The 21,611-nt window shown below is 56.2% G+C and carries 20 protein-coding genes; 14 read left to right on the top strand and 6 right to left on the bottom strand.

From position 1 onward, the window contains the following. Positions 1-78 precede the first annotated feature (78 nt). Positions 79-951: a LysR substrate-binding domain-containing protein gene (locus tag ACW17M_RS12780; RefSeq protein ID WP_009286891.1), complete on the top strand. Its 873-nt coding sequence runs from the start codon at positions 79-81 to the stop codon at positions 949-951. A gap of 129 nt (positions 952-1,080) precedes the next feature. Next, positions 1,081-1,638, top strand: coding sequence for a cytochrome b (locus tag ACW17M_RS12775; protein ID WP_141439815.1), 558 nt, complete (start codon positions 1,081-1,083; stop codon positions 1,636-1,638). A gap of 16 nt (positions 1,639-1,654) precedes the next feature. On the opposite strand, the gene ACW17M_RS12770 is transcribed toward ACW17M_RS12775, so the two are convergent. Next, positions 1,655-3,460 carry a sensor domain-containing diguanylate cyclase gene (locus tag ACW17M_RS12770; protein ID WP_457547563.1) on the bottom strand — a complete coding sequence of 602 codons (1,806 nt, stop codon included), beginning with the start codon at positions 3,458-3,460 and terminating at the stop codon, positions 1,655-1,657. Positions 3,461-3,666: 206 nt separating this feature from the next. Next, complete coding sequence (locus ACW17M_RS12765; RefSeq protein ID WP_027957195.1) at positions 3,667-4,533, bottom strand: LysR family transcriptional regulator ArgP; 867 nt, start codon at positions 4,531-4,533, stop codon at positions 3,667-3,669. A 208-nt stretch (positions 4,534-4,741) separates the two neighbouring features. Between ACW17M_RS12765 and ACW17M_RS12760 the strand changes: the two genes are divergently transcribed. The 5 genes from ACW17M_RS12760 to ACW17M_RS12740 all read left to right on the top strand — a co-directional run bounded on the left by ACW17M_RS12760 (position 4,742) and on the right by ACW17M_RS12740 (position 11,601). Then, a complete protein-coding gene (locus tag ACW17M_RS12760) occupies positions 4,742-6,037 on the top strand; it encodes an imelysin family protein (protein WP_138799719.1) in 1,296 nt (431 codons plus the stop codon). Between the two features lie 91 nt (positions 6,038-6,128). Then, complete coding sequence (locus tag ACW17M_RS12755; protein ID WP_233973857.1) at positions 6,129-7,598, top strand: di-heme oxidoreductase family protein; 1,470 nt, start codon at positions 6,129-6,131, stop codon at positions 7,596-7,598. 23 nt (positions 7,599-7,621) lie between these two features. After that, positions 7,622-8,647, top strand: a complete 1,026-nt coding sequence (locus ACW17M_RS12750) for an imelysin family protein (protein WP_009286895.1) — start codon at positions 7,622-7,624, stop codon at positions 8,645-8,647. A gap of 3 nt (positions 8,648-8,650) precedes the next feature. Then, on the top strand, positions 8,651-9,739 hold the full coding sequence (locus tag ACW17M_RS12745) for a DUF1513 domain-containing protein (protein WP_027957192.1): 1,089 nt from the start codon (positions 8,651-8,653) through the stop codon (positions 9,737-9,739). A 209-nt stretch (positions 9,740-9,948) separates the two neighbouring features. After that, entirely contained in the window at positions 9,949-11,601 is a 1,653-nt protein-coding gene (locus ACW17M_RS12740) for a multidrug ABC transporter permease/ATP-binding protein (RefSeq protein WP_009286897.1), read from the top strand. 23 nt (positions 11,602-11,624) lie between these two features. On the opposite strand, the gene fhuF is transcribed toward ACW17M_RS12740, so the two are convergent. Then, positions 11,625-12,413 carry a siderophore-iron reductase FhuF gene (gene fhuF, locus ACW17M_RS12735; RefSeq protein ID WP_457547562.1) on the bottom strand — a complete coding sequence of 263 codons (789 nt, stop codon included), beginning with the start codon at positions 12,411-12,413 and terminating at the stop codon, positions 11,625-11,627. A gap of 232 nt (positions 12,414-12,645) precedes the next feature. Here fhuF and ACW17M_RS12730 point away from each other — a divergent pair, with 232 nt between their 5' ends. Next, on the top strand, positions 12,646-14,814 hold the full coding sequence (locus tag ACW17M_RS12730; RefSeq protein ID WP_457547561.1) for a TonB-dependent receptor: 2,169 nt from the start codon (positions 12,646-12,648) through the stop codon (positions 14,812-14,814). A gap of 50 nt (positions 14,815-14,864) precedes the next feature. Here ACW17M_RS12730 and ACW17M_RS12725 read toward each other — a convergent pair whose 3' ends face one another. The 3 genes from ACW17M_RS12725 to ACW17M_RS12715 all read right to left on the bottom strand — a co-directional run bounded on the left by ACW17M_RS12725 (position 14,865) and on the right by ACW17M_RS12715 (position 17,451). Beyond that, positions 14,865-15,722: an ABC transporter substrate-binding protein gene (locus ACW17M_RS12725; RefSeq protein ID WP_457547560.1), complete on the bottom strand. Its 858-nt coding sequence runs from the start codon at positions 15,720-15,722 to the stop codon at positions 14,865-14,867. Next, entirely contained in the window at positions 15,719-16,486 is a 768-nt protein-coding gene (locus ACW17M_RS12720; RefSeq protein WP_027957190.1) for an ABC transporter ATP-binding protein, read from the bottom strand. The genes ACW17M_RS12725 and ACW17M_RS12720 overlap by 4 nt, the downstream gene beginning before the upstream one ends. 167 nt (positions 16,487-16,653) lie before the next feature. Continuing rightward, complete coding sequence (locus ACW17M_RS12715; protein WP_457547559.1) at positions 16,654-17,451, bottom strand: inositol monophosphatase family protein; 798 nt, start codon at positions 17,449-17,451, stop codon at positions 16,654-16,656. 306 nt (positions 17,452-17,757) lie between these two features. Here ACW17M_RS12715 and ACW17M_RS12710 point away from each other — a divergent pair, with 306 nt between their 5' ends. The 6 genes from ACW17M_RS12710 to ACW17M_RS12685 all read left to right on the top strand — a co-directional run bounded on the left by ACW17M_RS12710 (position 17,758) and on the right by ACW17M_RS12685 (position 21,577). Then, complete coding sequence (locus tag ACW17M_RS12710; RefSeq protein WP_233973851.1) at positions 17,758-18,285, top strand: RNA polymerase factor sigma-70; 528 nt, start codon at positions 17,758-17,760, stop codon at positions 18,283-18,285. Between the two features lie 111 nt (positions 18,286-18,396). Beyond that, positions 18,397-18,615 carry a FecR/PupR family sigma factor regulator gene (locus ACW17M_RS12705; RefSeq protein WP_230804654.1) on the top strand — a complete coding sequence of 73 codons (219 nt, stop codon included), beginning with the start codon at positions 18,397-18,399 and terminating at the stop codon, positions 18,613-18,615. 256 nt (positions 18,616-18,871) lie between these two features. Further along, positions 18,872-19,117 carry an MbtH family protein gene (locus tag ACW17M_RS12700; RefSeq protein ID WP_022522944.1) on the top strand — a complete coding sequence of 82 codons (246 nt, stop codon included), beginning with the start codon at positions 18,872-18,874 and terminating at the stop codon, positions 19,115-19,117. Then, a complete protein-coding gene (locus ACW17M_RS12695) occupies positions 19,107-19,847 on the top strand; it encodes a thioesterase II family protein (protein ID WP_039858929.1) in 741 nt (246 codons plus the stop codon). The genes ACW17M_RS12700 and ACW17M_RS12695 overlap by 11 nt, the downstream gene beginning before the upstream one ends. Then, positions 19,825-20,565 carry a 4'-phosphopantetheinyl transferase family protein gene (locus ACW17M_RS12690; protein WP_051051965.1) on the top strand — a complete coding sequence of 247 codons (741 nt, stop codon included), beginning with the start codon at positions 19,825-19,827 and terminating at the stop codon, positions 20,563-20,565. Before ACW17M_RS12695 ends, ACW17M_RS12690 begins: the two co-directional genes overlap by 23 nt. 10 nt (positions 20,566-20,575) lie before the next feature. Next, positions 20,576-21,577 (top strand): TauD/TfdA family dioxygenase, encoded by a 1,002-nt coding sequence (locus ACW17M_RS12685; RefSeq protein ID WP_022522941.1) that lies wholly within the window; start codon positions 20,576-20,578, stop codon positions 21,575-21,577. Positions 21,578-21,611: the final 34 nt, after the last annotated feature.

Genomic DNA, 21,611 nt, shown 5'->3' with positions numbered 1-21,611 from the left:
TGTACCGAGCAGCATACTCATCATCAATGCATCACAATATCGATCTTTTGTGATCGTTTTCATCAAGCTTGGTGATATATGCGTGCCCCCACGTTAGACCTAACCCTGCTACGCACCCTGGTGGCGATTGCGGACACTGGGAGTGTGACCGCAGCTGCTAAACGGTTGGCGTATACCCAGTCCACTGTGAGCATGCAGCTCCAGCGGTTAGAAGCGCAGCTCTCGCTCACGCTGCACGAGCGGGAAGGGCGGCGAATACGCTTTACCTCAGAAGGTGAACGCTTGCTTAACCACGCCCGACGGCTATTAGCACTTAACGATGACGCGTGGAGCGATATGCAGGCGCGCCAGGTGACAGGCGATCTTACTCTCGGCATTCCTGAAGATTATGCTTCGTTGCTGCCTTCGGTGTTTGCCTACTTTCATCAGCTCTACCCCGCTGTGGGGTTAAAGGTGATCTGCGGCACTAGCGCGCATCTCGTTGAGCAGGTTAAAGCTAAAGAGCTGGATCTCGCCCTGGTGACCCGACAGCGCAACTCGCCGGGCGGCGATGTGATTCGCCGGGAACCGCTGTTGTGGGCAGTCGGTATGAACCAGCAGCCGCTGCTAAGCGACCCGTTGCCGTTGGCGCTCTACTCACCGGGGGCTGACGTATTCCGTGAAGTGGCCGAGCAGGCGCTGCAATCGGCGGGGCGCAGCTGGCGCGTGGCCTATACCAGCCAATCCATGGCGGGGCTGGCGCCAATTGTGACCGCTGGGCTGGCCATCGTGGTGGTGACTCGCAGCATGCTAACCCCTGCACTGAGACCGCTGGATGAGAGCAGTGGGCTGCCTGCGCTGCCGATGATTGAGTTGGCGCTGCACCGGGCGCCGCACCGACCTTCGGAGCCTGCGCGCCGTTTGGCAGAGTTAATACGCGATCAGCTGGCAGTGCCCGAACAAGCGTTATAAAGTGGCTTTTGAGACCAAGTAGAGCCTAGGTAATGCTTAGCGTTGATGGCCGTGTAGTGCTTTAATCAGCGTAAGGGAGCGTTACTGACTAGAATGAAGAGCAAATGAATTGGCTGTTAGGAGCACTGCATGCACGAACTGGATCACTATATCTACCCGCATCGGGTGTTGCACTGGCTGGTGGCTGGCGCGGTGCTGCTCTCCTTGGCCAGCGGTTTAACGTTAGGCTTTTTGGGCTATGAACGCACCCTCGCTCTAGTCGGTAATATGTTGACGAACTTGCTGTATACCAGCCATAAGACGCTGGGTGTGCTGATCCTGTTGCTAATGACGCTACGTATTATTACCCGCCTGGCCTTTGTGGTGCCTGACCATGAACCGCCTCTAAATGCCTTCGAGAGGGTGGTGAGTACCAGCGTTCACCATTTGCTCTACTTGGCGTTGATCGTTATGCCTTTATTGGGCTGGGCGGCTACCGCAAGCGGCGGCTTTCCCGTGGAGTTTTTCCACTGGCATTTACCCGGTTTGATTGGCGAGCGCGAGCAACTATCTGAACAACTCTTTATGTGGCATGGGCGCCTGGGGTGGGTTATTTTAGGCTTGGTGGTACTGCACGTCGCCGGTGCCATATTCCATTGGAAAATCAAACGCGATAACGTTATGAAACGTATGAGCCTGTTTGATTAATGACCAAGGTTAATACCTAACTCGCCGAGCCGTAGCGATAGAACTCTACCGCTTGGCGTGATTTGACAGCGTACATATGGCTATCGGCTTCACGCAGTAAACTCTCAAGAGTGGCGCCCTCTGTTCCCTGGCAAGTGCTTACCCCAATGCTCACGCTAACACTAACTCGCTCGCCGCAGGGGAGTTTGATGGGTGAGCGAATGGCTTCGTCGATACGTGCCTGTATATTCTCAAGCGTATCGTGAGGTTCGATGTTCTCCATGATAATAATAAACTCATCACCACCAAAGCGTGCACAATGGTCACCGGTACGCGCCATATGGGCAATACGTTTGGCAACTTGTTGTAAGACAAAATCACCTGCCTCATGGCCGTAGCAGTCGTTAATGGGTTTGAAACGATCCAGATCAAGCATCAGGAGCGCCAAGCGATGGCCGTTTTGACGATTACGCTCCAGAGCTTCTGCGGCGCAGCGCGCCAGGCCATGGCGATTTAATAAACCGGTCAGCATATCGCCGTTGGCTAAATGCTCTAGCGCTTTAGTTCGGGCAGCGACTTTTTGTTCCAGCACGGCTTCCTGCTTTTTTAGCGCAGCTAGCATAGCGGCTTGAGCGCGCTCTTTTTGCCGTTTAAGTTTGTTAAAGCGTGATGCCAGTGCAAACGAAAGCAGTAACATTTCTAGCGCTGAGCCAATTTGAATGCCGTGTAGGGTAATAAAATTAGCCGGCAGTATGCCCAGGTTGCGGAGTGCAAAGACACCTGCACCCAGCAGAAATATCGACCACGCAAACACGAAGAGTCTAGCGCTGGGTATGCGTCGAAAGCTGCAGTAGCTGCCGCATATCAGGAGCAGTAAAGCCGCCATAAACCCCGTCACATCCATTAGGTGGAGGGCCGCAGGAATGGGCAACAGCAGCGAGGCAATGACGGCGAGCCAACAGTAGCTGCGAAAGGTGTTTAATACCTGGTGCCAGCGTGGGCAATACGTCTCTGTGTTTAGGAAGCTCTGCGCAAACAGTGTGGCCATGGTAGAGGCAAAGGTGAAACCGAGCGCCACCAAGCGAGATGTGTTCTCACCCAGAAAACTCCAAAACATGAGTGTGCCAATGCCGTTAAACGCCAGAATGGCAAGTCCAAAGCCAGCGACAAATAGCGAGTAGTGAAGAAATATGCGCTCTTTTAAGCCAAAAAATAGCAGTAAGTTATATAACCCCATCGCCAGTAGCATGCCGAAGTAAGTCGCCAGCCAAAAATTATGGCGATCATTCTGGGTATAAAATCTCTCTGGCGTTAATAAGTTGTAGCTCAGCATCTTGCTGCCTGAGGCAGCCACATGGGTGTACAGCGTGACGGTTTCAAAGGCGGCCAGCTCCAATGGAAAAACTGCCTGACGGTGGGCAAGCGCACGCTGTTCAACGGGAACCGCGCTGCCGCTTCGTTGCACACTTCTTAGCTGTTGGCGAAGCGTATAAAGGGTAACGTAATCCAAGAACGGGTATTCAAACTCCACCATCCAACGCTGGGGTTCCGACGAATCATTGCGCACCTGAGTGCGCAGCCACACATCACCACGGGTATAGCCGAAATTTAAATCTTGGGCTTGGTGCGTGGGTGTAAAAGTACGCGATTGGGCGAGCAAATCGTTAAGCGTTACAGACTGTTCGTCGGCGTGCCAGAACTCGTTATAAGGGGCAAGTGAATAGCTCGCCTGGCTTGGCGAAGCGGATAGGAGAGTATTTGCCTGCGCCCAGGGCATAAAACAAACCGCAAGCAGCAGCAATAAGCCGGTGTAAACACCCGCTGTTAAACGTTGTGCATGCATAGGGTATCGCTTTTTTCGTTTTTTTACCCCGTTCGCTGTTCCCTGGGTTCCCTTACCCGCCGGGGGCCGCTAATTCGTCGGCATAGCGCTCAGATGCGGTTTGCATGCCACCCCGCTCAAAAGCAGCTCAAATTTCCTTGTGCCGTACGATAAGCTCTTTGAGTGTAGTTGGCTTTAGTGAAAGGAAACGTTGAAAACTCTCATGCTTAAGTCATAGCACGACTTAAATGTTGCGTAAGTCGTTGAATGAGTTGCCCGCTGTGGCGCCAAAAATGCCAGTACAAGGGCACTGCTAAAAAATGACCGGGAGCAACACTGGCTAGTTGGCCACTGGCCATTAATTCGCCGACCTGCAACTGAGGCATCATGCCGTAACCGACCCCGGCTGTGGCTAAGCGCACAAACCCTTCTGAAGATGGGCAGAGGTGATAAGGAAAGTGGCCGTGATAGCCGCACTGAGCAAGAAAGCGATGCTGCAACTGATCGTGAGGGCCGAAGACGATGGCTGGCGCGGATTGAAAGCTCTCTTTGCAAGGGCCTTCTGGAAAGTAGCGTTCGATATAAGCCGGTGTCGCCAAAGGGTGGTAGCGCATTTCTCCCAGCGCAACACTGCGTGCACCGGCTATCGGTTGTGGTGTGGCGCACAGGCAGGCCGCTACATCGCCATCGCGCAAGCGCTTGAGTCCGACATCCTGGTCTTCAATCACCAAATCCAGCAGTAAACCCTCCTCTTGGCAGATCGTGGCAACGGCCTCGGCCCACCAAGTGACCAAGCTATCCGCATTGATAGCAATCCGCAGACGCGGTGCCTGGTCATCCAGCGTGGGTAGGGAGCCGCGGAGGTCGCGCTCTAATAGCTGTACTTGCTGGTAATGGGTCAACAGCCGCTGACCCGCAGGGGTCGGCGCTAGATGAGGAGAGCGTATAAGCACCGGCTGCCCAAGGCGAACCTCCAGTGCCTTAATGCGCTGGGAGACAGCTGACTGCGAAAGCCCCAGTACATCGCCTGCGCGCTCAAAACCGTCGCACTCCACCACGATTGCCAAGGCATGAAGCAGTTTATAATCCAGCATGTCGGTTTTCCCAAGGCAGCAAAAAGTGACACAGAGCAAAAAATGGTGATGAAACGGCGTAGTGCTCTCTATTTAGGCTCAAATAGGATTGAATCTCATAGGTCAATGAATTACATTTCAGGCAGGGCTAGAGCACCAAAACCCTCTCGGGTTGCCTAGCACTTTATGTGAGTAGTTTCTGTAATGCCACAGCCTAAAGGACACTGTAATGCCCGCCATCATGCTCCGTCGCCCTCTTGCTGGCATCGTTGCGCTTAGCGCGCTGATGCCTTTTGCCCCAGTTGCTGTCGACACCGCTGCTGCTGACACCGTTAGCGCTGACGCCGTGGTTAAACACTACGCCGATCTGGCTCATGCCAATTACGCCGATGCACTGAATGCTGCCCAAGCATTGAACGAGCGTATCGACGAATTGCTCGCCAATCCCACGGCCGAAACCCTGAGCGCAGCCAAGCAAGCCTGGCTGCAGGCGCGGGTGCCTTATCAGCAGAGCGAAGTGTTTCGTTTTGGTAATGCGGTGGTGGACGATTGGGAAGGACAGCTCAACGCCTGGCCTCTGGACGAAGGCATGATCGATTATGTCGAAGGCGACGACTACCAGCATGAGTTGGGTAACGAAGGCGCCACTGCTAATATTATTGCCAACGAGCAAATCACTGTCGGCGGCGAAACTCTGGACGTTAGCGACATTACCCCAGCATTACTCGCCGACCTGAATGAAATTGGCGGCTCGGAGGCTAACGTCGCCAGCGGCTATCACGCCATCGAGTTTCTGCTCTGGGGGCAGGATCTGCATGGCTTTGAGGAAGGCAACGGCGAACGACCGGTGAGTGATTACCAAACCGGCGATGACTGCACTCATGGCCACTGCGATCGCCGCCGCAGCTATCTGGACGCGGTGTCCGACCTGCTCGTTGACGACCTTGAGTGGATGGTGGCCCAGTGGGCGCCGGAAACTGAAGGCAACTATCGCCAGGAGCTGCTGGCGGAGAGCGATCAGGAAGGCCTGCGCCGCATGCTGTTTGGCATGGGCTCGCTGTCGCTTGGCGAGCTGGCGGGTGAGCGCATGAAGGTAGCGCTGGAAGCCAACTCTTTTGAGGATGAACACGACTGCTTCAGTGACAATACCCACAACTCTCACTACTACAACGGCCAGGGTGTTCAGAATATCTACACCGGCAGCTATCAGCGCCTTGATGGCAGTGTGGTAGAGGGGCCTTCGCTGCAAGACTTACTGTCTCAAGCAGATAGCGAGCTAGCCGACACCCTTGGTGCGCAGCTTGAAGCCACCATGGCGAGGCTTGATGCTATCAAGCAGGCGGCTGAAGCGGAAAGCTCGCCGATGGCATTCGATATGATGATTGCGCCGGGTAACGAGCAGGGCAGTGAATTGATCAACGAGGCGATTCTCTCTCTGGTGGCGCAAACAGGGTCTATCGAACAGGCCGCAGGTGAACTGGGCGTGACCTCCCTACAGCCTGATGATGCCGGTCACCGGTTCTAGAGCGGACTAGCGTCTACTATGAGCCGCCGATAGTGTTGCTATCGCGCGGCTCTGTTGGTTTTGTCAGTATCTTCCTTCTCAAGGTATCACCATGTACCGCTTACCCCGGTTTATTGTCCTAGCCAAGTGGGTGCCCAGCACATTAGCCCACAGCAGTTTCTTACTGTTCTTGTTGGCCGTGCCCTTGCAGGCAGCCGAATCACCTATACAAAATGCGCCACCTAGCCAAGATTATCCCATTCAAACGACGCCCATGAGTGGTGGCGATGGCTCGGTGGAGCAGTTTGACCATAACGCCTATTCGCTGCCGTTGGGTAATATGTCGATGACCAAGCGGCTGGATTTCAGCGTCGGTAACAGCTTCTTTCGCAACCCTTGGGTGGCGGCGCCCGCCAGCACCGAGGCCCGGGATGGCCTGGGGCCGCTGCTCAATACCAATAGCTGCCAGGGGTGCCACCTTAAAGATGGTCGGGGGCACCCACCCACCGGCGACGAAAACCCCATCGCACTATTTTTACGCCTCTCGCTACCCGCTAGCCAAGCGGATCCAGAAACACTGGAGCAGCGGGGGGCGCTTCCGGTACCTAACTACGGTTTGCAGCTCCAAACCGCGGCGATTAGCGGTGCCAAGCCCGAGGCCAAGCTGGTGATTGAGTATCGTCCTCGGGAAGTGAGTTTCACCGATGGCACCAGCGTCACCTTGCAGGAGCCGCTCTACTCGATTGCCGAGCCCGCTTACGGAGAGCTGCCGGAGTCACTGCAAACCTCGCCACGGTTGGCACCGCCAATGATTGGCCTGGGCCTGCTAGAAGCGATTCCTGAAGCTGACCTTATCGCTGCCGCAGACCCTGCAGACGACGATGGCGACGGAATTTCCGGCCGCTACAACCAAGTGTGGGATGTGCGCAGTGGCACCACGGTGCTAGGGCGTTTCGGCTGGAAAGCCGGAGAGCCCAGCATTGAGCAGCAGGGCCTGCATGCCTTCGCCGGGGATATGGGGCTGACCTCCAGTCTGGTGCCACAAACCGACTGCATGGAGAGCCAGGGGTGCGATGATTTTCCTAACGGTGGCACGCCTGAGGTCAGCGATGACGTGGCCGACTTCGTGACCTTCTACGCCTCCAGCTTGGCGGTACCGATGCGACGCAATATGGATGACCCAGCGGTGAAACAGGGCGCTGAGAGATTTAACGCGCTCGGCTGCGCGAGCTGCCATACGCCGCGCCATCGCACCGCTGCGGATGCTGCCCGTCCGGCGCTAGCCAATCAGGAAATATGGCCCTATAGCGACCTACTGCTCCACGATCTGGGCGATGCCCTGGCTGATCATCGCAGCGAGTTCCAGGCCGATGGCCGCGAATGGCGCACCCCGCCGCTGTGGGGCATCGGCTTGGCGCAAACGGTTAACCCCCGGGCTGGTTTTCTCCACGATGGTCGCGCCCGCACTCTGGAAGAGGCGATACTCTGGCACGGTGGTGAGGCAGAAAGCGCTACCCAGGGCTATCGCGCATTGCCCGCTGACCAGCGAGCGGAACTTATACGTTTCCTTGAATCCCTGTAAGTCATTACTGTTAAGGAGTTAACGTGATCGCATCTCTTCGCCGCCTGAGTTTGCTGGCTTGCGCGCTACTCGCGACGCCGCTCTCTTTTGCTACGGACACCCCTACGCCGCGGGAAATGTGGCACGGCGCGGTGGAACTTCAGTATGCTGAGCTGAGCGCCGCCTCCGAGCGCCTGGAAGCTAGCGCCGCACGCTTTTGCCAGAGCCCAGACGAAGCGCTCAGACAGCGGCTGGAAAATGACTGGCTGAGCGCCTATCAAGCTTGGCAGGCGGTGCGTTTTATTCAGTTCGGCCCGGTCGAGCAGAATAGCCGAGGCTGGCAACTGCAATTCTGGCCAGACCGTAAAAACCTGGTGGGCAGCAAGGTGCGCGGCTGGCTGAAGGCAGCCGAAGCCCCGGATGCCCAAGATATCGCCAGTGACAGCGTGGCGATTCAAGGCTTTCCCGCCCTTGAATACTTGCTTTATGACGACGCCATGGACGAACAGGCCCTGAGCGACCCTGGAGCCTGCTCGCTGATGCAGGCCATCACCACGCATCTTGCTGATACCACAAGCGCGCTGCATCGCGACTGGCAGGCCTTTGGCGAGCACTATCTTGAGACTCCTGACTACACGGAGACCACGCTGGCGAGCGCCATCCAGGCTCTCGAAATACTCGAAGATAAACGGCTCGGTGAGCCCATGGGCCTTAAAGGCGCACCCGCCAACGGCTACTTGGCGGAAGCGTGGCGAAGCGGACAAACGGTTCGATTGGTAGAGAGCAGCCTGGAGGGTCTGCGTACCGGCTTCTTGCCGGGGCTCACCGCGCTGTTGCGCGAGGCCGATGCGCTGCCGCTCGCCGAGGCGTTTCGTGATCAGTTGGATAAGACACTCGTTCAGGCCAGCGAACTGCCACCGGGCTTGGTGCCTTCCCTTGAAGACGAAGAGGCGTTTCGCGGTCTGCAGTCGCTCTACCTCGACATCAGCCAGCTACGCCATCTACTGGGTAACGAGATCGCTGGTGAACTGGGGCTGGTACGAGGCTTTAACTCCAGCGATGGGGATTGAACCATGCAGCGACGCCAAGTACTCAAAGTAGGGTTGGGCAGCGTCGCCATGGCGCTGACCCCGCTGAGTTGGGCGCTGCCCGCGCGGGAGGAAGCCGCTTGGCTGTTCAGCGCGGTAGACGACCCCAGAGGAGGGCATTACATCGCCGGGGTGGCATTGGATGGTCAGACCCGCTTTATGATCGAAGTACCCGAGCGCTGCCATGGAGGCTGTCTGCGGCCCGACTCTCGCCAGGCGGTATTGTTTGCTCGCCGCCCTGGCACACGGATGCATGTGATCGATGGGGACAGCCGCCAATTAGCCCACACCATTGCGGCCGGGGAGGGCTACCACTTCTACGGGCATGGCGTTTTCGACCTGAGCGGGCGCTATCTGTATGTCACCGCCAATCGTTTGGAGGACAGCGCCGGGCTAGTGCGCGTTTACGACGCTGCCAACGACTACGCCCATGTGCGCGATATGCCGCTGGGTGGTATCGGGCCTCATGAGCTTAGGCTGATGCCGGATGGTGACACACTGGTGATTGGTTTGGGGGGGATCAAGACTCATCCTGACTATGGCCGGGTTAAACTCAATCTTGATACCATGGCACCAGCGCTGATGCTGCTGGATCGCCACAGCGGTGAGATTCTGGCCCGTCACGAACCTTCGCACCACCAGCTCAGCTGTCGTCATCTGGATGTAGCGGCGGACGGTACCGTGATCGCTGGCTACCAGTTTGAAGGGCCCGAGTGGGAGACCCATCCGCTGATCTGTCGTCTGGCTGCCGACGGGCACTTCTCTGAGCTGGCGCTGCCCGAGGACGTCACTGCCAGCTTGAACCAATACACCGCCAGCGTGGCGTTTAGCCGTATCTCTAACACTGTGCTAGTCACCGCACCCCGCGGCAACCGGGTACTGCTGCTGGATACCGCGCAAGGCAAGCTTATTGCCAGCCTGGCGCTGCCCGACGCCGCCGGCGCCCGCTGCGACGGCAACGGCGGCTTTCTGGTCTCCTCCGGCCAGGGCGGGCTTTACCGAGTAACACCTGGCTCGGCAACACCCCAACTGGTCGCCAGTCTGGAACTCCGCTGGGATAACCATCTGACATAGCCCTTCGGAATCGCCCTTAGGAATAGCTCTTAGGAATAGCTCTTAGGAATAGCTCTTAGGAATAGCTCTTAGGAATAGCGTTCCGGTTCAGACTACTCTTTGTCAGGCCTCTGTCGCTGCTCGTTTGCCACCCAATATGAATGACGTCTTCTTGGTGAGAGGCGCTGCTGTTAGACTTCAGCGCTCTTTACAGGAAGGCAAGGAGCCCCATGGAACTGCTGCGCTTAGTATTTCATCACTACCGCTGGCCCTTTTTAGGCGCCATTGCTTTGAGCCTATTGAGCGCTGGCTTAGGGGTCGGGGTAATTGCCTTTATCAACCAGCGGCTTATCGAAGTAGGCAGTATGGCGGCGCTGCCGCAATTTCTCGGCCTGCTGGCGGTGCTCCTGGCGGTCACACTCAGTACGCAATTAGCGCTGACCGTGTTGGGGCACCACTTTGTGTTTGACCTACGCTCGCGGCTGGTGAAGCGGATTCTCGACACCGATATTGAGCGCTTGGAGCAGTTGGGCAACGCCACCTTGCTGGCCAGTCTGTCCAGCGATGTGCGCAACATCACCATTGGCTTTGTGCGTCTGCCGGAGCTGATTCAGGGCGTGGTGCTAACGCTTGCCTCGGTGGCCTATTTGGCATGGCTTTCGCCGCAAATGGTGGTGATCACCGTGCTGTGGATCGCGTTCACCATGGGCGTGGGTTGGGTGCTGGTGTCGCGGGTGTATCGCCATTTTCGCCTCGTGCGTGAAAGCGAAGACAGTCTGTATAAAGATTTCCAGGCGGCCATTGAAGGGCGCAAAGAGCTGGCGCTCAACCGCGACCGTGCCCGGCGCTTTTATGACGAGCGCTATACCGCCAATGCCCGTGACTACCGTCACCACATTATCCGCGCCGATACCTACCATTTAAGCGCTAACAACTGGTCTAACATTATGATGTTGGGCGCCATCGGGGTGGTGTTTTTCCTCTCTAATGGATTGGGGTGGGCGAGTACCACGGTGGCTTCCACCTTTGCATTGACGCTGCTATTCCTGCGTACGCCGCTGATTCAGGCGGTGGGCGCTTGGCCAACGCTGATCAGTGCCCAGGTCGCTTTTGATAAATTGAGCAGCCTGGAGCTAGCCGAGTACCAATCAAGCTTTGCCGTCGACGATACGCTGGCTGATTGGCAGCGTCTGGAGCTGGAGGAAGTCACTTATCATTACCCGGACACTGCCCAGGGCGAGGGCTTCCAGGTGGGGCCACTCAATATGGCCCTAGAGCGCGGTGAGCAGGTGTTTCTGATCGGCGGCAACGGCAGCGGTAAGTCGACCCTGGCAAGGCTACTCTCGGGGTTATACCGCCCCCAAAGCGGCACCATTAAGATTGATGGCGAGGTTGTTACTGCTGCTCAGTGGGAAGCGTTCCGTGCTCGCTTTGCCAGCGTGTTTACCGATTTCCACCAGTTTGATCAGACCATGGGCCCTGAAGGCCTACCTGCTGACCAGAAGGTCGTTGATACCTGGCTTGAGCGACTGCAGATGCAGCATAAATTGCAGTGGGAGGGTGATCGCGTCATCAACACTCAGCTCTCACAAGGTCAGCGTAAACGCCTGGCGTTGCTGCTGGCGATTGCCGAAAAGCGCGATATCTTGCTGCTCGACGAGTGGGCGGCGGATCAAGACCCGCAGTTCCGGCGGCTGTTCTACCGCGAGCTGTTACCGCACTTGAAAGCAATGGGTAAAACCGTGTTTGCTATCAGCCATGACGACAGCTACTTCGTCCACGCTGATCGGTTGCTGGAGATGTCGAAGGGGCAGCTTAGCGAGCTGAAAGGCGAGCAGCGTGCGCGGGCAAGCGAAGATGCAGTTGCGCAAATTAATATCTAAACCGTGTTAAAAATACTAACGTGTTAACGGGCGACCTGTTTGGCGCGCTTTCGCGCTTCCAGGTCGCAGCCCTCTAGCGGGCAGGTGCCGCAGGTATCAAACTCATCCAGTAAATAGCGCAGGCAGCAAAGCTTGCGCACCCGCTTAACTTCCTCACTCCCCTTGGGCGTAAAGTAACGCACCGGCTGAAACAGCGGGTTGCGCTTGCCGTTGGGCAGGTTGCGCGCTTCCAGCAGCGCCTTGGCGGCCTCAAACGCCTGCCTATTGGCAAGCGGGTGCTCGCCCAGCGCGTTGACGTAAAAGTCCAGATAGCCACCGGCATTGCTCCAGAACACCCGCTGTGCAGCGCCGGAGATAGCCGCTAATTGCTCAATCAACGGTGCCCAGTGCTGCTCAATCAGGGTAGCAAAACGCTCAAACGGATCTTGAGTGGTTATCGACGTGCCTTCGTGGGGCAACCACAGCCGCGAGGTGGTGCCCTTGTCGTTAAAGATAACCTGCATGTCGTCCAGTCCCACCGGCAGGTCACGGTTAAGCAGCAGGTTGGCCGTTAGTGTGGGAACGGTTAGCGCGCTTAAGTGCCACTTCGACCAGATCGATACCACTGCCCGCTGGTCACCGCCTGGGTACTGTGCAGCGAAACGGGAGAGATCCTCCTTGAGCCAATCGGCATTCCGCCAACGGGTTGTTTTGAACGCTTCCAGCGGTGGCGTTCCACCTATTAACGGCGGCGTAAAGTTCGCCAACGGCCCGGTGTAGCAGGACGCTAACGAAGGCTCGAACAGTTGTGGCTGACGCAGAGCAGAGGGCATCGCGGGCTCCATCGCAGGTCTTTCAAACAAGGGCTTTCACATAGGTTTTGACACAGCGCACTGAAAAATAAGGCTGAGACCATCATAAACGATAATGCATATCACTAAAATAGCTTATGTATGTTAAACGCGTCTCTATCCCAAATGAAAATGATTGTGTTTTGATGTAAAGTTCACGTTCTCATATCGCTGTTTATATTACTGCTTGCTCTTATCTAAAGAGGAACCCTCTATGTCACTACCTTCTCCCTCCTGGCGTACGTTCACGTTCGTATTGCTGGGGTCGCTCCCTTTGCCCTGCACTGTCTGGGCGCAAGCATCTTCCAACGACAGTGCTTCGCTGGAGACCGTAACGGTGATCGGGGAGGCTACCGCGAGAGGTGATACTCCGGCGCCTGCATTTGCCGGTGGCCAAGTGGCTGCCGGTGCCCGCGTTGGCACCTGGGGGCAGCGCAATGCGGCCGATGTGCCGTTCAATGTGATTGGGTTTACCGCTGAGCTGATCGAAAACCAGCAGGCTGAGACGTTGGCCGATGTGTTAATCAATGATGCATCGGTACAAAGCGGTTTTGGCTTCGGCAACTACGCTGAAAAGTTTCAGATCCGCGGTTTTGAACTCGATGGCGAAGACATTGCTTACGGCGGTCTGTATGGCGTACTACCTCGCCAGATAGTCGCGACCAATATTGCCGAGCGTGTGGAGCTATTTAAGGGCGCCAACGCCTTCGCTAATGGTGTTTCGCCCAGTGGTTCTGGCGTTGGTGGTGCTATTAACATTGAGCCTAAACGCGCCGCCGATGCCCCCCTCAATCGGCTTACTACTGGGGTGTCGGATAGCGGCTATGTCGAAAGCGGCATCGAGCTTGGGCGGCGTTTTGGTGATGAGAATCAGTTTGGCGTGCGCGCTAATGTCATGCGTGGGCGCGGCGACACAGCGATTGACGATGAAGAACGACGTGCGACCTCCGCCGTTATTGGGCTGGATTATCGCGGTGAGCGTGGTCGTGCCTCGTTGGATATCGGTCACCAAAGTCATACTGTGAACGGTGGCCGTCCAGTGGTACGCGTAGGATCCGGATTAAGCCGGGTGCCAGGTGCCCCCTCAGCAAGTAGCAACCATGTGCCGGAGTGGGTCAATACCGAGCTAGAGACCAGCTTCGCGATGCTGCGTGGTGAGTACGATATTGCCGACAGTTGGACTGCCTATGCGGCTCTGGGTGGTAACGACACTCGTGAAAGCGGCATTTATGCAACGCCTACGGTTAATGCAGTGGACGGCTCATCCACTATCGGCCAGATGGAAGTGCCTTATCGTGCTGAAAGTATTGGTGGGCAGGCTGGTTTGCGTGGTGCATTCGATACAGGTGCGGTTAGCCATCAGTTGGATCTTGGCTACTCTAGCGTTTATCGCACCACTCGTTCGGCTTATGAAATGGCTTCGCCTGGTTTACCCACCAATATTTATCAGCCTTCCGACATCTCGGTGCGCGAACCTGTATTTGCAGGGGGGGATATGAATGATCCTAATCTACGTAGCCGCACCCGCAACAGTGGTGTATCGCTTTCCGATACGCTGGGCTTTCTGGATGATCGACTGCTGTTTACCCTGGGCGCCCGCTATCAGGAAGTCGACGTCACCAACTATGACTATGAGGGTGATTTTGACAACAACTTCAGCGATACGCGGCTTTCGCCTGTGTATGGCGTTGTAGTAAAACCGACCCAATCCCTATCGCTATACGCCAACCATATTGAGGCATTACAGCCGGGTGATACGGCTCCTACCACGGCGGTAAATGCTGGGCAGAGTATTGGTTTGGTCGAAGCTAAACAGAACGAGGTCGGTGCCAAACTCGATCTGGGTAACCTGGGTGGCAGCTTAAGCCTGTTTGAAATTGAGCAACCCAATGCCTTTATTAACACTGAAACCGGCGTTTATGGCTATTACGGCGAACAGCGGAATCGTGGTGTGGAGTTGAGCGTTTATGGTGAACCGGTAGACGGTTTGCGCTTGCTAAGCAGTGCGATGTGGATAGATCCTGAACTGACGCGTACTGACGATGGAACTAACCAGGGTAACGATGCGGTTGGGGTGCCCGGTTATCGGCTAGTCTTAGGCAGCGAGTGGGATATTCCACAAGCCCCGGGTTGGACGCTCAGTGGCCGTGCGGTGCGTAATGGCAGCCAGTATTTAGACGCTGCCAATCAGCTTGAAGTTGACGCCTGGGCGCGCTGGGATCTCGGTGTACGTTATGCCATGCCGCTCAACAGCAATACGCTTACTTGGCGCGCTAATATCGAAAATATTACAGATGAGAACTACTGGGCCTCGGCAACCGGTGGTTATTTGACCCAAGGCGAGCCGCGCACGGTGAAACTCTCGGCGTCACTGGACTTCTAAGTTTTCGTTACAGAGTGTTCTTTAGAGGGCTTCCTTTAAAAGGGCTTTGTTTAACGGGCTAATAGCGCTTCGCTGAGTAATTCAGCGAAGCGTGCTGCAGATGGAAAACCACCAAAACTCCACGCTGGCGGTAGGCGAACAACGCGGTTTTCTTTTACCGCAGGCAAATGCTGCCACAGCGCGTTACTCTCAAACCCATCGCGCATTTCTAAAGGCAGCGGCTCAACGACGACAATAGTCGCATCGGAGTAAGCCAACAGCTCTTCCAGCGCCACCGTCGAAAACCCCCATTGATTGGTAGACTGTTGCCAAACATTGATTAGCCCCAAGCGTTCCAGTACCGACTGAAATAGACTGTTTTCGCCATATACTCGCAGGTGCCGCGCATCGATAAACTGCACCACCATTAGCGGCGGCTGCGCTTCTAACTGCGCCTTTTGTTGATCCAGGGCCTCTTCGATGGTGTCGACCATTGCAACCGCCTGCTCGTGATTGCCGCTCAGTGCGGCCAGGGTATGCGTTGTGCGCTGCAGGCGTTGCCAGAGTGGATCGCCAAGCTGGTAAGTGCCCAGCGCAGTGACGGGGGCAATGGTATTTAACTGGTCGATCAGCCGCATAAACAGCGGTGAGAGAAGGACGTAATCGGGTGCCTGCTGAGCAATGAGCTCTCGATTGGGCTGAGCGCGCAGGCCGACATCAAGAACGCCATACGGTAATCGCTCGGCACCAGACCATCGCTGGTACTGGGGAATCTCTGCTAACCCAACGGGGGGATTATCTAAAGCGATCAGCGTTTCGGCTATTGCCCAATCCAGGGTGACTACCTTTGCTGAAGCAGCGACTCCACTGGATGCTAGTGTGCCAAGGCAGGCCAACGCTAAAAAGCCATGGCGAAAGCAGCGTCTCATTGTGCAACAGCGATATTGTGCTCTCCGTTGGGGTGCTTCATGACCTGCATCGGTAGGCCATAAATCGCCTCTAAGGTGCTGCAGCTCATCAAATCACCCGGGCTGCCATGGGCCAGTAAGCGACCGCTGTGCAGTGCCATCAGCTCGTCGCAGTAGCGCGAGGCCATGTTGATATCGTGCAGTACAATAATGACTCCAAGATTTAGCTCATCGCACAGCTTACGGATCAACGCCAGCACTTCGATTTGGTGGGCGATATCCAGCGCCGCTAGCGGCTCATCCAACAGCAGGAATCGGCTGCCCTGGGCGAGTAGCATCGCCAACCAGACCCTTTGACGTTCACCACCAGAGAGCGTGTCGACCAAGCGGTCGGCAAAGGCCTCTGTGTGGGTCAGGGCAATGGCGCGATCAATGGCATCTTTGTCTTTCTGGGTGTGGCGGCCCAGCAGCCCGTGCCATGGGTAGCGGCCAAAGGCGACTAGCTCGCGTCCGGTAAGACTTTCTGCACTTGGTAAATGCTGGGGCAGGTAAGCCACCTGACGGGCGAACTCACGATTTCCCCAGTCACTCAGCGGGCGTTGATCAAAGTGAACCTCCCCCTGGCTTACCGGCTGCTGCTGGGCCATGAGCTTGATCAGCGTCGACTTGCCCGAGCCGTTATGGCCAATCAGGCCGTAAACCTTGCCCTCATGAAAACTGTGGTCAATGGGATTTAAAATCTGCTTACCATTGATTTCAAAGGTGGCGCCTTTGACCTCGAACATGAATGACTCCTGGAGATAGGGTTGATGATAATGCCTCCATTCTAGTGCTAATGGTTCTCATTTTTAACAAAAAAATGAAAAGATTTACGTGATAGATGGCAAACGCCGCTTGGGGAAAGCAGGCAAGGGGTAGGTCTCAGGTGGTTAGAGATGACGTTGGTCGTTTATCAGCAAGACGCTAAACACGCTAGCAGTTGTCTATGCCTCTCGGGGTGCGCCGCAAGTAAACTGTTCCATTGAGAGGGATTCGGCTCGCCAGTGAGATCCGTGACGGTGTAGCCAGCTTCCCTGGCAATCACAATGCCGGCGGCGATATCCCAAAAGTCGAGCTTAGCGCCTTGAGACCAAAAAGCATCAAACCGGCCCAGGCTGGTGTAGGCGATTTCCAGCGCCGCCGATCCTGGACTGCGGATACCGGCCACCTGGGGCATTAGGGCAGCGAGTTGATCTAGGGCCGTCGTACAGTCGCCTTTAGCGTGGTAGGGCAGGCAGGTGCTTATAAGCATCTCGTTCAGTGGGCGCGGTTCAGGCGTAGTGAGCGGCGTGTCGTTGAGGAAGACGCCGGTGCCAAGGCTGGCCCAAAGCATTTCATCAAGCAGTGGTTGATAGACAACGCCGATGATCAGCTCATCGCGTTTAGTAACCGCGATGGAGACCGAGAAGTGAGGCACTCCATGCAGAAAGTTGCTGGTGCCATCGAGTGGGTCAATGATGACGGTATAGTCACTATCGGTGGGCGTAAGCCCGCTCTCTTCACCTAGGAAAGCGATATCGGGAAAGGCGCTGTTGATACAGTCGATAATGATGTTCTCGGCGGCCGTATCGTAGTAGCTGACAAAGTCTGACGCCCCCTTTTGCTCAAAGGCAATTCTGCCCTTTAGCGAATATCCCTCGCGTAACAGCGCACCTGCCTCGTACGCCGCCTGCTTCACCGTTTCGAGTAGGTCGTTACTGCTATCGAGCATTGTATTTCCCCTGGGCATTCATCGTGCCTTAGTGAATGGCAAAAACTGTATGCATTCAATGTAACTAGCCATTCATGACGCGGAGATGACAGGAGTCAAGTTGGTTTAATGGTAGATCATCTATGCATTTGGCGTATGAGAGATGCCCCCGCTACATGTTGCTATTAACTGAGTCAACAAAAAAATCAACAAGCATATCGTTATAAAAAGTGAGTTAGCTCTCACCAGTTGACTTGTCAGGCTCTAACGCAAATAATAATTATTGCCATTTATTCCGTGGTGTTAATCAAGGCAGGAGGCCGAGCTGTGGATACCCAGACCTGGAGCGCTGAGTTAGAAGATATCTTCGTTAATCAGCGGCCCCGGCTCTGCTGTGTCGCCGCAAGAGTATTGGGCAATGCTGATCAAGCCGATGATGTCGTGCAGGACGCCTATCTAAAAATTTCGGAAGCAACCACGCTTTTTGAGGTGAAGCAGCCCATATCTTACGTGTCACGTGTGGTGCGCAACCTCGCCATTGACCGCTGCCGCCGTTCGGCGTTTGAGTCAACTTTGTTTGCAAAAGAAGAGGAAGGGGAGGCCGCCTCTTACGCGTCACACTCTCCAGAGGTGATCGCGATTGACCGCCAGGCCTTGGCACAGGTGGTGGACGCGCTGGACGAGCTGCCCGAGCGTACGCGTCGCGCTTTTGAGCTCTATCGTTCGGGAAGTCATACGCAGCGGGAAGTGGCCCACTTGTTAGGTATTTCCACCACGTTAGTTAATTTTATGATTCGCGATGCACTGACTCATTGCCGCCAGTCGCTACAAGGCCAGATGTTGCCAGATCGGTAAGCCCACGTTCCGTCCCTTCTTTGTTGTCGCTTTGTTACACTGTCAGCAAATAGCGTTGATAATATTACACGCTTCCCGAGACAGGTGTTCAGCAGGCAGCAGTAGCGAGGTTTGACAGTAACGATGGATAACGACAGCGGCGATGATGCCGTTTGGCAAACGGCGCTAGACTGGCTGATGCGCGAGCATGAAGAGACGTTGAGCGACGCTGATCGCGAGGCGCTTCATGCGTGGTTAGCGGCTTCTTCTCAGCACCGCCGTGTATTTCGTGAAGCCGAACAGCTATGGCTGCTAACGGGGATGATTCCAAGTGGTGATGAGCGCAACTGATCAGTCACTGTTTTTTTTTACTCTCCTCCTTCGGTTGTCAGGCTAACTAAATGGTCGCGAGCTAAAGCTGCCTCCTACTGGTGCAATTCTTAGTCTGGCAAAGGTAATTCTATGCCTACGCCCTAGCGGCCCCTCCCCTTATTTTTTCTATTTTCCTACCCCAACATTAAATTTTCTGACGCCTCACTCGTCATTGAGTAATGAGAAGTAATTGCGTTTTATTTCTCATTCCTTTGGCAACGATGAGGTTAGTCCCATGACAAGCTGTTTTGATCGTGAAGATGGTGTCTTCCGCGTATTAGTCAACCACGAAGAGCAGTACTCCCTCTGGCCAGAATGGAAAGCGATTCCCGCTGGCTGGACCGATACCGGCGTACTCGGCGATAAGCCAACCTGCCTCGACTACGTCGAAAAGACCTGGACTGATATGCGGCCACTGTCGCTGCGCCAGTGGATGGATGAGCAGGCTAACGCTGAGGCGGAGCAGGTGGATGCAGGTTAAGCGTTTAAGACTGCTCTGCCTGCCCTGTGCCGGGGCTAGCGCCACCATGTATCTGCGCTGGAAGCGTCAGTTGCCCGCCTGGATCGAGGTATATCCCGTCGAGCTGCCTGGGCGTGGTGAGCGCCTGGGTGAGTCGCTCATCGATGACTTCGAGTCCCAGGTCGTGCGGCTGTGCGAAGAGCAAGCAACGCGGATGCGCGGCGACTTTGCCCTGTTCGGTCACAGCATGGGGGCGTTGTTGGCCTACGGCATGGCAGCTCGCTTGCGCGATGTAGGGCGACCTCAGCCGCGGATGCTGTTCGCCTCAGGCAGCGCGGCGCCCTCAATGCGCGACTCAGACCGCTTGGCGGGCCTTGATAACGACAAGGCCCTGATTGCGGATCTACGCCAGCAGGGCGGCACCCCAGAGGAAGTGTTCGAAAGCCCGGAACTGCTGCGCCTCACTCTTGATGTGTTGGCGGCGGACTATCGCCTCTGCCGCAGTTTCCGCTATCGCGGCGGGTCGCCGTTTGGTTATCCCTTACAGGTACTCGCAGGGCGCGATGACGATATCGAAAGAGAGCGTTTAGAAGCGTGGCAGCGAGAAGCGGGCGGGGCGTTCTCGTTGGACTGGTTCGAAGGAGGGCACTTCTTTATTCGCCAGCAGCAAGCACAAGTGCTGGAGACTATCGAACGGGCGCTGACTCGACGGCTTGAGGAGGTGCCCCATGCAGCGCCTGCAGTTAGCTGAAGGGGCTCCTGAGGGGCTTGGAGTCTGGCGCTTATCGCTCGGTCTGAACGCCCCGGTGGCTGACGAAGATGATCGGTTGCTGAGTCGAGCCGAGTGGCAGCGCGCCCAGCGGCTTCGCCGTCACGCCGATGTCGTACGCGCCGTGGCGACTCGAGCGGCCCTGCGGCGACTGCTATCAGCGCACACCGGTATAGCGCCAGACAAGTTGGTGTTCACTCAGAACGCTTACGGCAAACCAGCGTTGGAAAACGCTGATGGGCCTGCTTTCAATGTCTCCCACTCTGGCCATGTCGCCCTGATCGCGCTTGCTCCCGGCGGCGCGGTGGGAGTCGATATTGAGCGCTGCCGACCCGAGGCCGAACTGGCGCCGCTGCAAGGGCTGGTGCTATCGCCGAGTGAGCAGCTCGGCCACGCACGCGACGGCATCGCACTGCCCTTTATGGAGCGCTGGGTGGTTAAAGAGGCGGTGCTCAAAGCCTTGGGCCTGGGCATCGCTGATCATTTGCAGGCGCTCTCGATCACTTCCTCTTTAGGGTCGCCAGGCACCTATCACCTTGAGCACTCGCTTCCCATTTCATCACCTTTGCAAGCATGGCCGCTGCCAGCGCCGAGTGGCTATGCCGCTGCCCTGGGCTATGTCGACAAAAGCTATGTCGACTCGGACTGTACCTGCTATGCCCATGGCGCCCAGGGCGAACGCTACTCAACGACTTTTTAGGAGATCAATAATGGACAGCCAAAGCGCAACACCAACGCAACAAACCAACACCATATCCAAACGTCAGGGGCCTGCTGATTCGGAGCTGCCCATTATGATTTCTCCCTCCTACCCAGGGCAGCCACTGCTGGAAGCCTTTGGCGAGTTGCGCGCGGATATTGAGACGCTGGTGGCCAGAGTCGGTGGGGTGTTGCTAAGAGGTTTCGATGTTCCCTCCGTGGACGATTTTCAGCAGTTTGCTGCCGCCTTTGGTCATCCTCTGCTGAGCTATGAGTTCGCCTCAACACCGCGTTCAGCGGTTTCGTCAGGCATTTATACCTCGACCGAGTATCCCGCTCATCAACATATTCCCCTCCACAATGAGCAGGCCTACACCCGCGAGTGGCCGATGAAAATCTGGTTCCACTGTGTCACCGCTTCCCCCGAAGGTGGAGAGACGCCGATAGCCGATAGCCGCGCTATTTACCGCCGTATGCCCGCAGAGATCCGCGAGCGCTTTGCCCCCGGCATTCTCTACGTACGCAACTACGGCGATTTCGATATGCCTTGGCAAAAGGTGTTTAACACCGAAGACCGCGCTGAAGTGGAGGCATTCTGCCAGCGCGCGGGTATTCGCTGTGAGTGGAAGCCTGATGGCGACCTGCGTACTACCCAGTTATGCCAAAGCATAGAGACTCACCCTGTCACCGGTGAGCAGGTGTGGTTCAACCAAGGCCATCTTTTCCATGTCTCCAACCTGCAGCCAGAGGTGCGAGAGTCGCTGGAAGAGCTGCTAGACCCCGAAGACATGCCGCGCAACGTCTTCTTTGCCGATGGTAGCCCCATCGACGATGCCATCTTCGATGAGATCCGCGGCGTACTGGCCGACGAAACGGTGATGTTCCCCTGGCAGGCAGGCGATGTGCTGATGCTCGACAACATGCTGGTCGCCCATGCACGCACGCCGTTCAAAGGGCCGCGCAAAGTCGTCGTCGCCATGGCGGAAGGTCACGGCAACCTCTCCAACGACTAAACATAACGCCTCATCTAACGGCCAGGAGTTCCAG

Source organism: Vreelandella sp. 2A-K22, assembly GCF_054065485.1.
The sequence above is the reverse complement of the archived record's forward strand: the minus strand, read 5'-3'. Positions and strand labels throughout refer to the sequence as shown.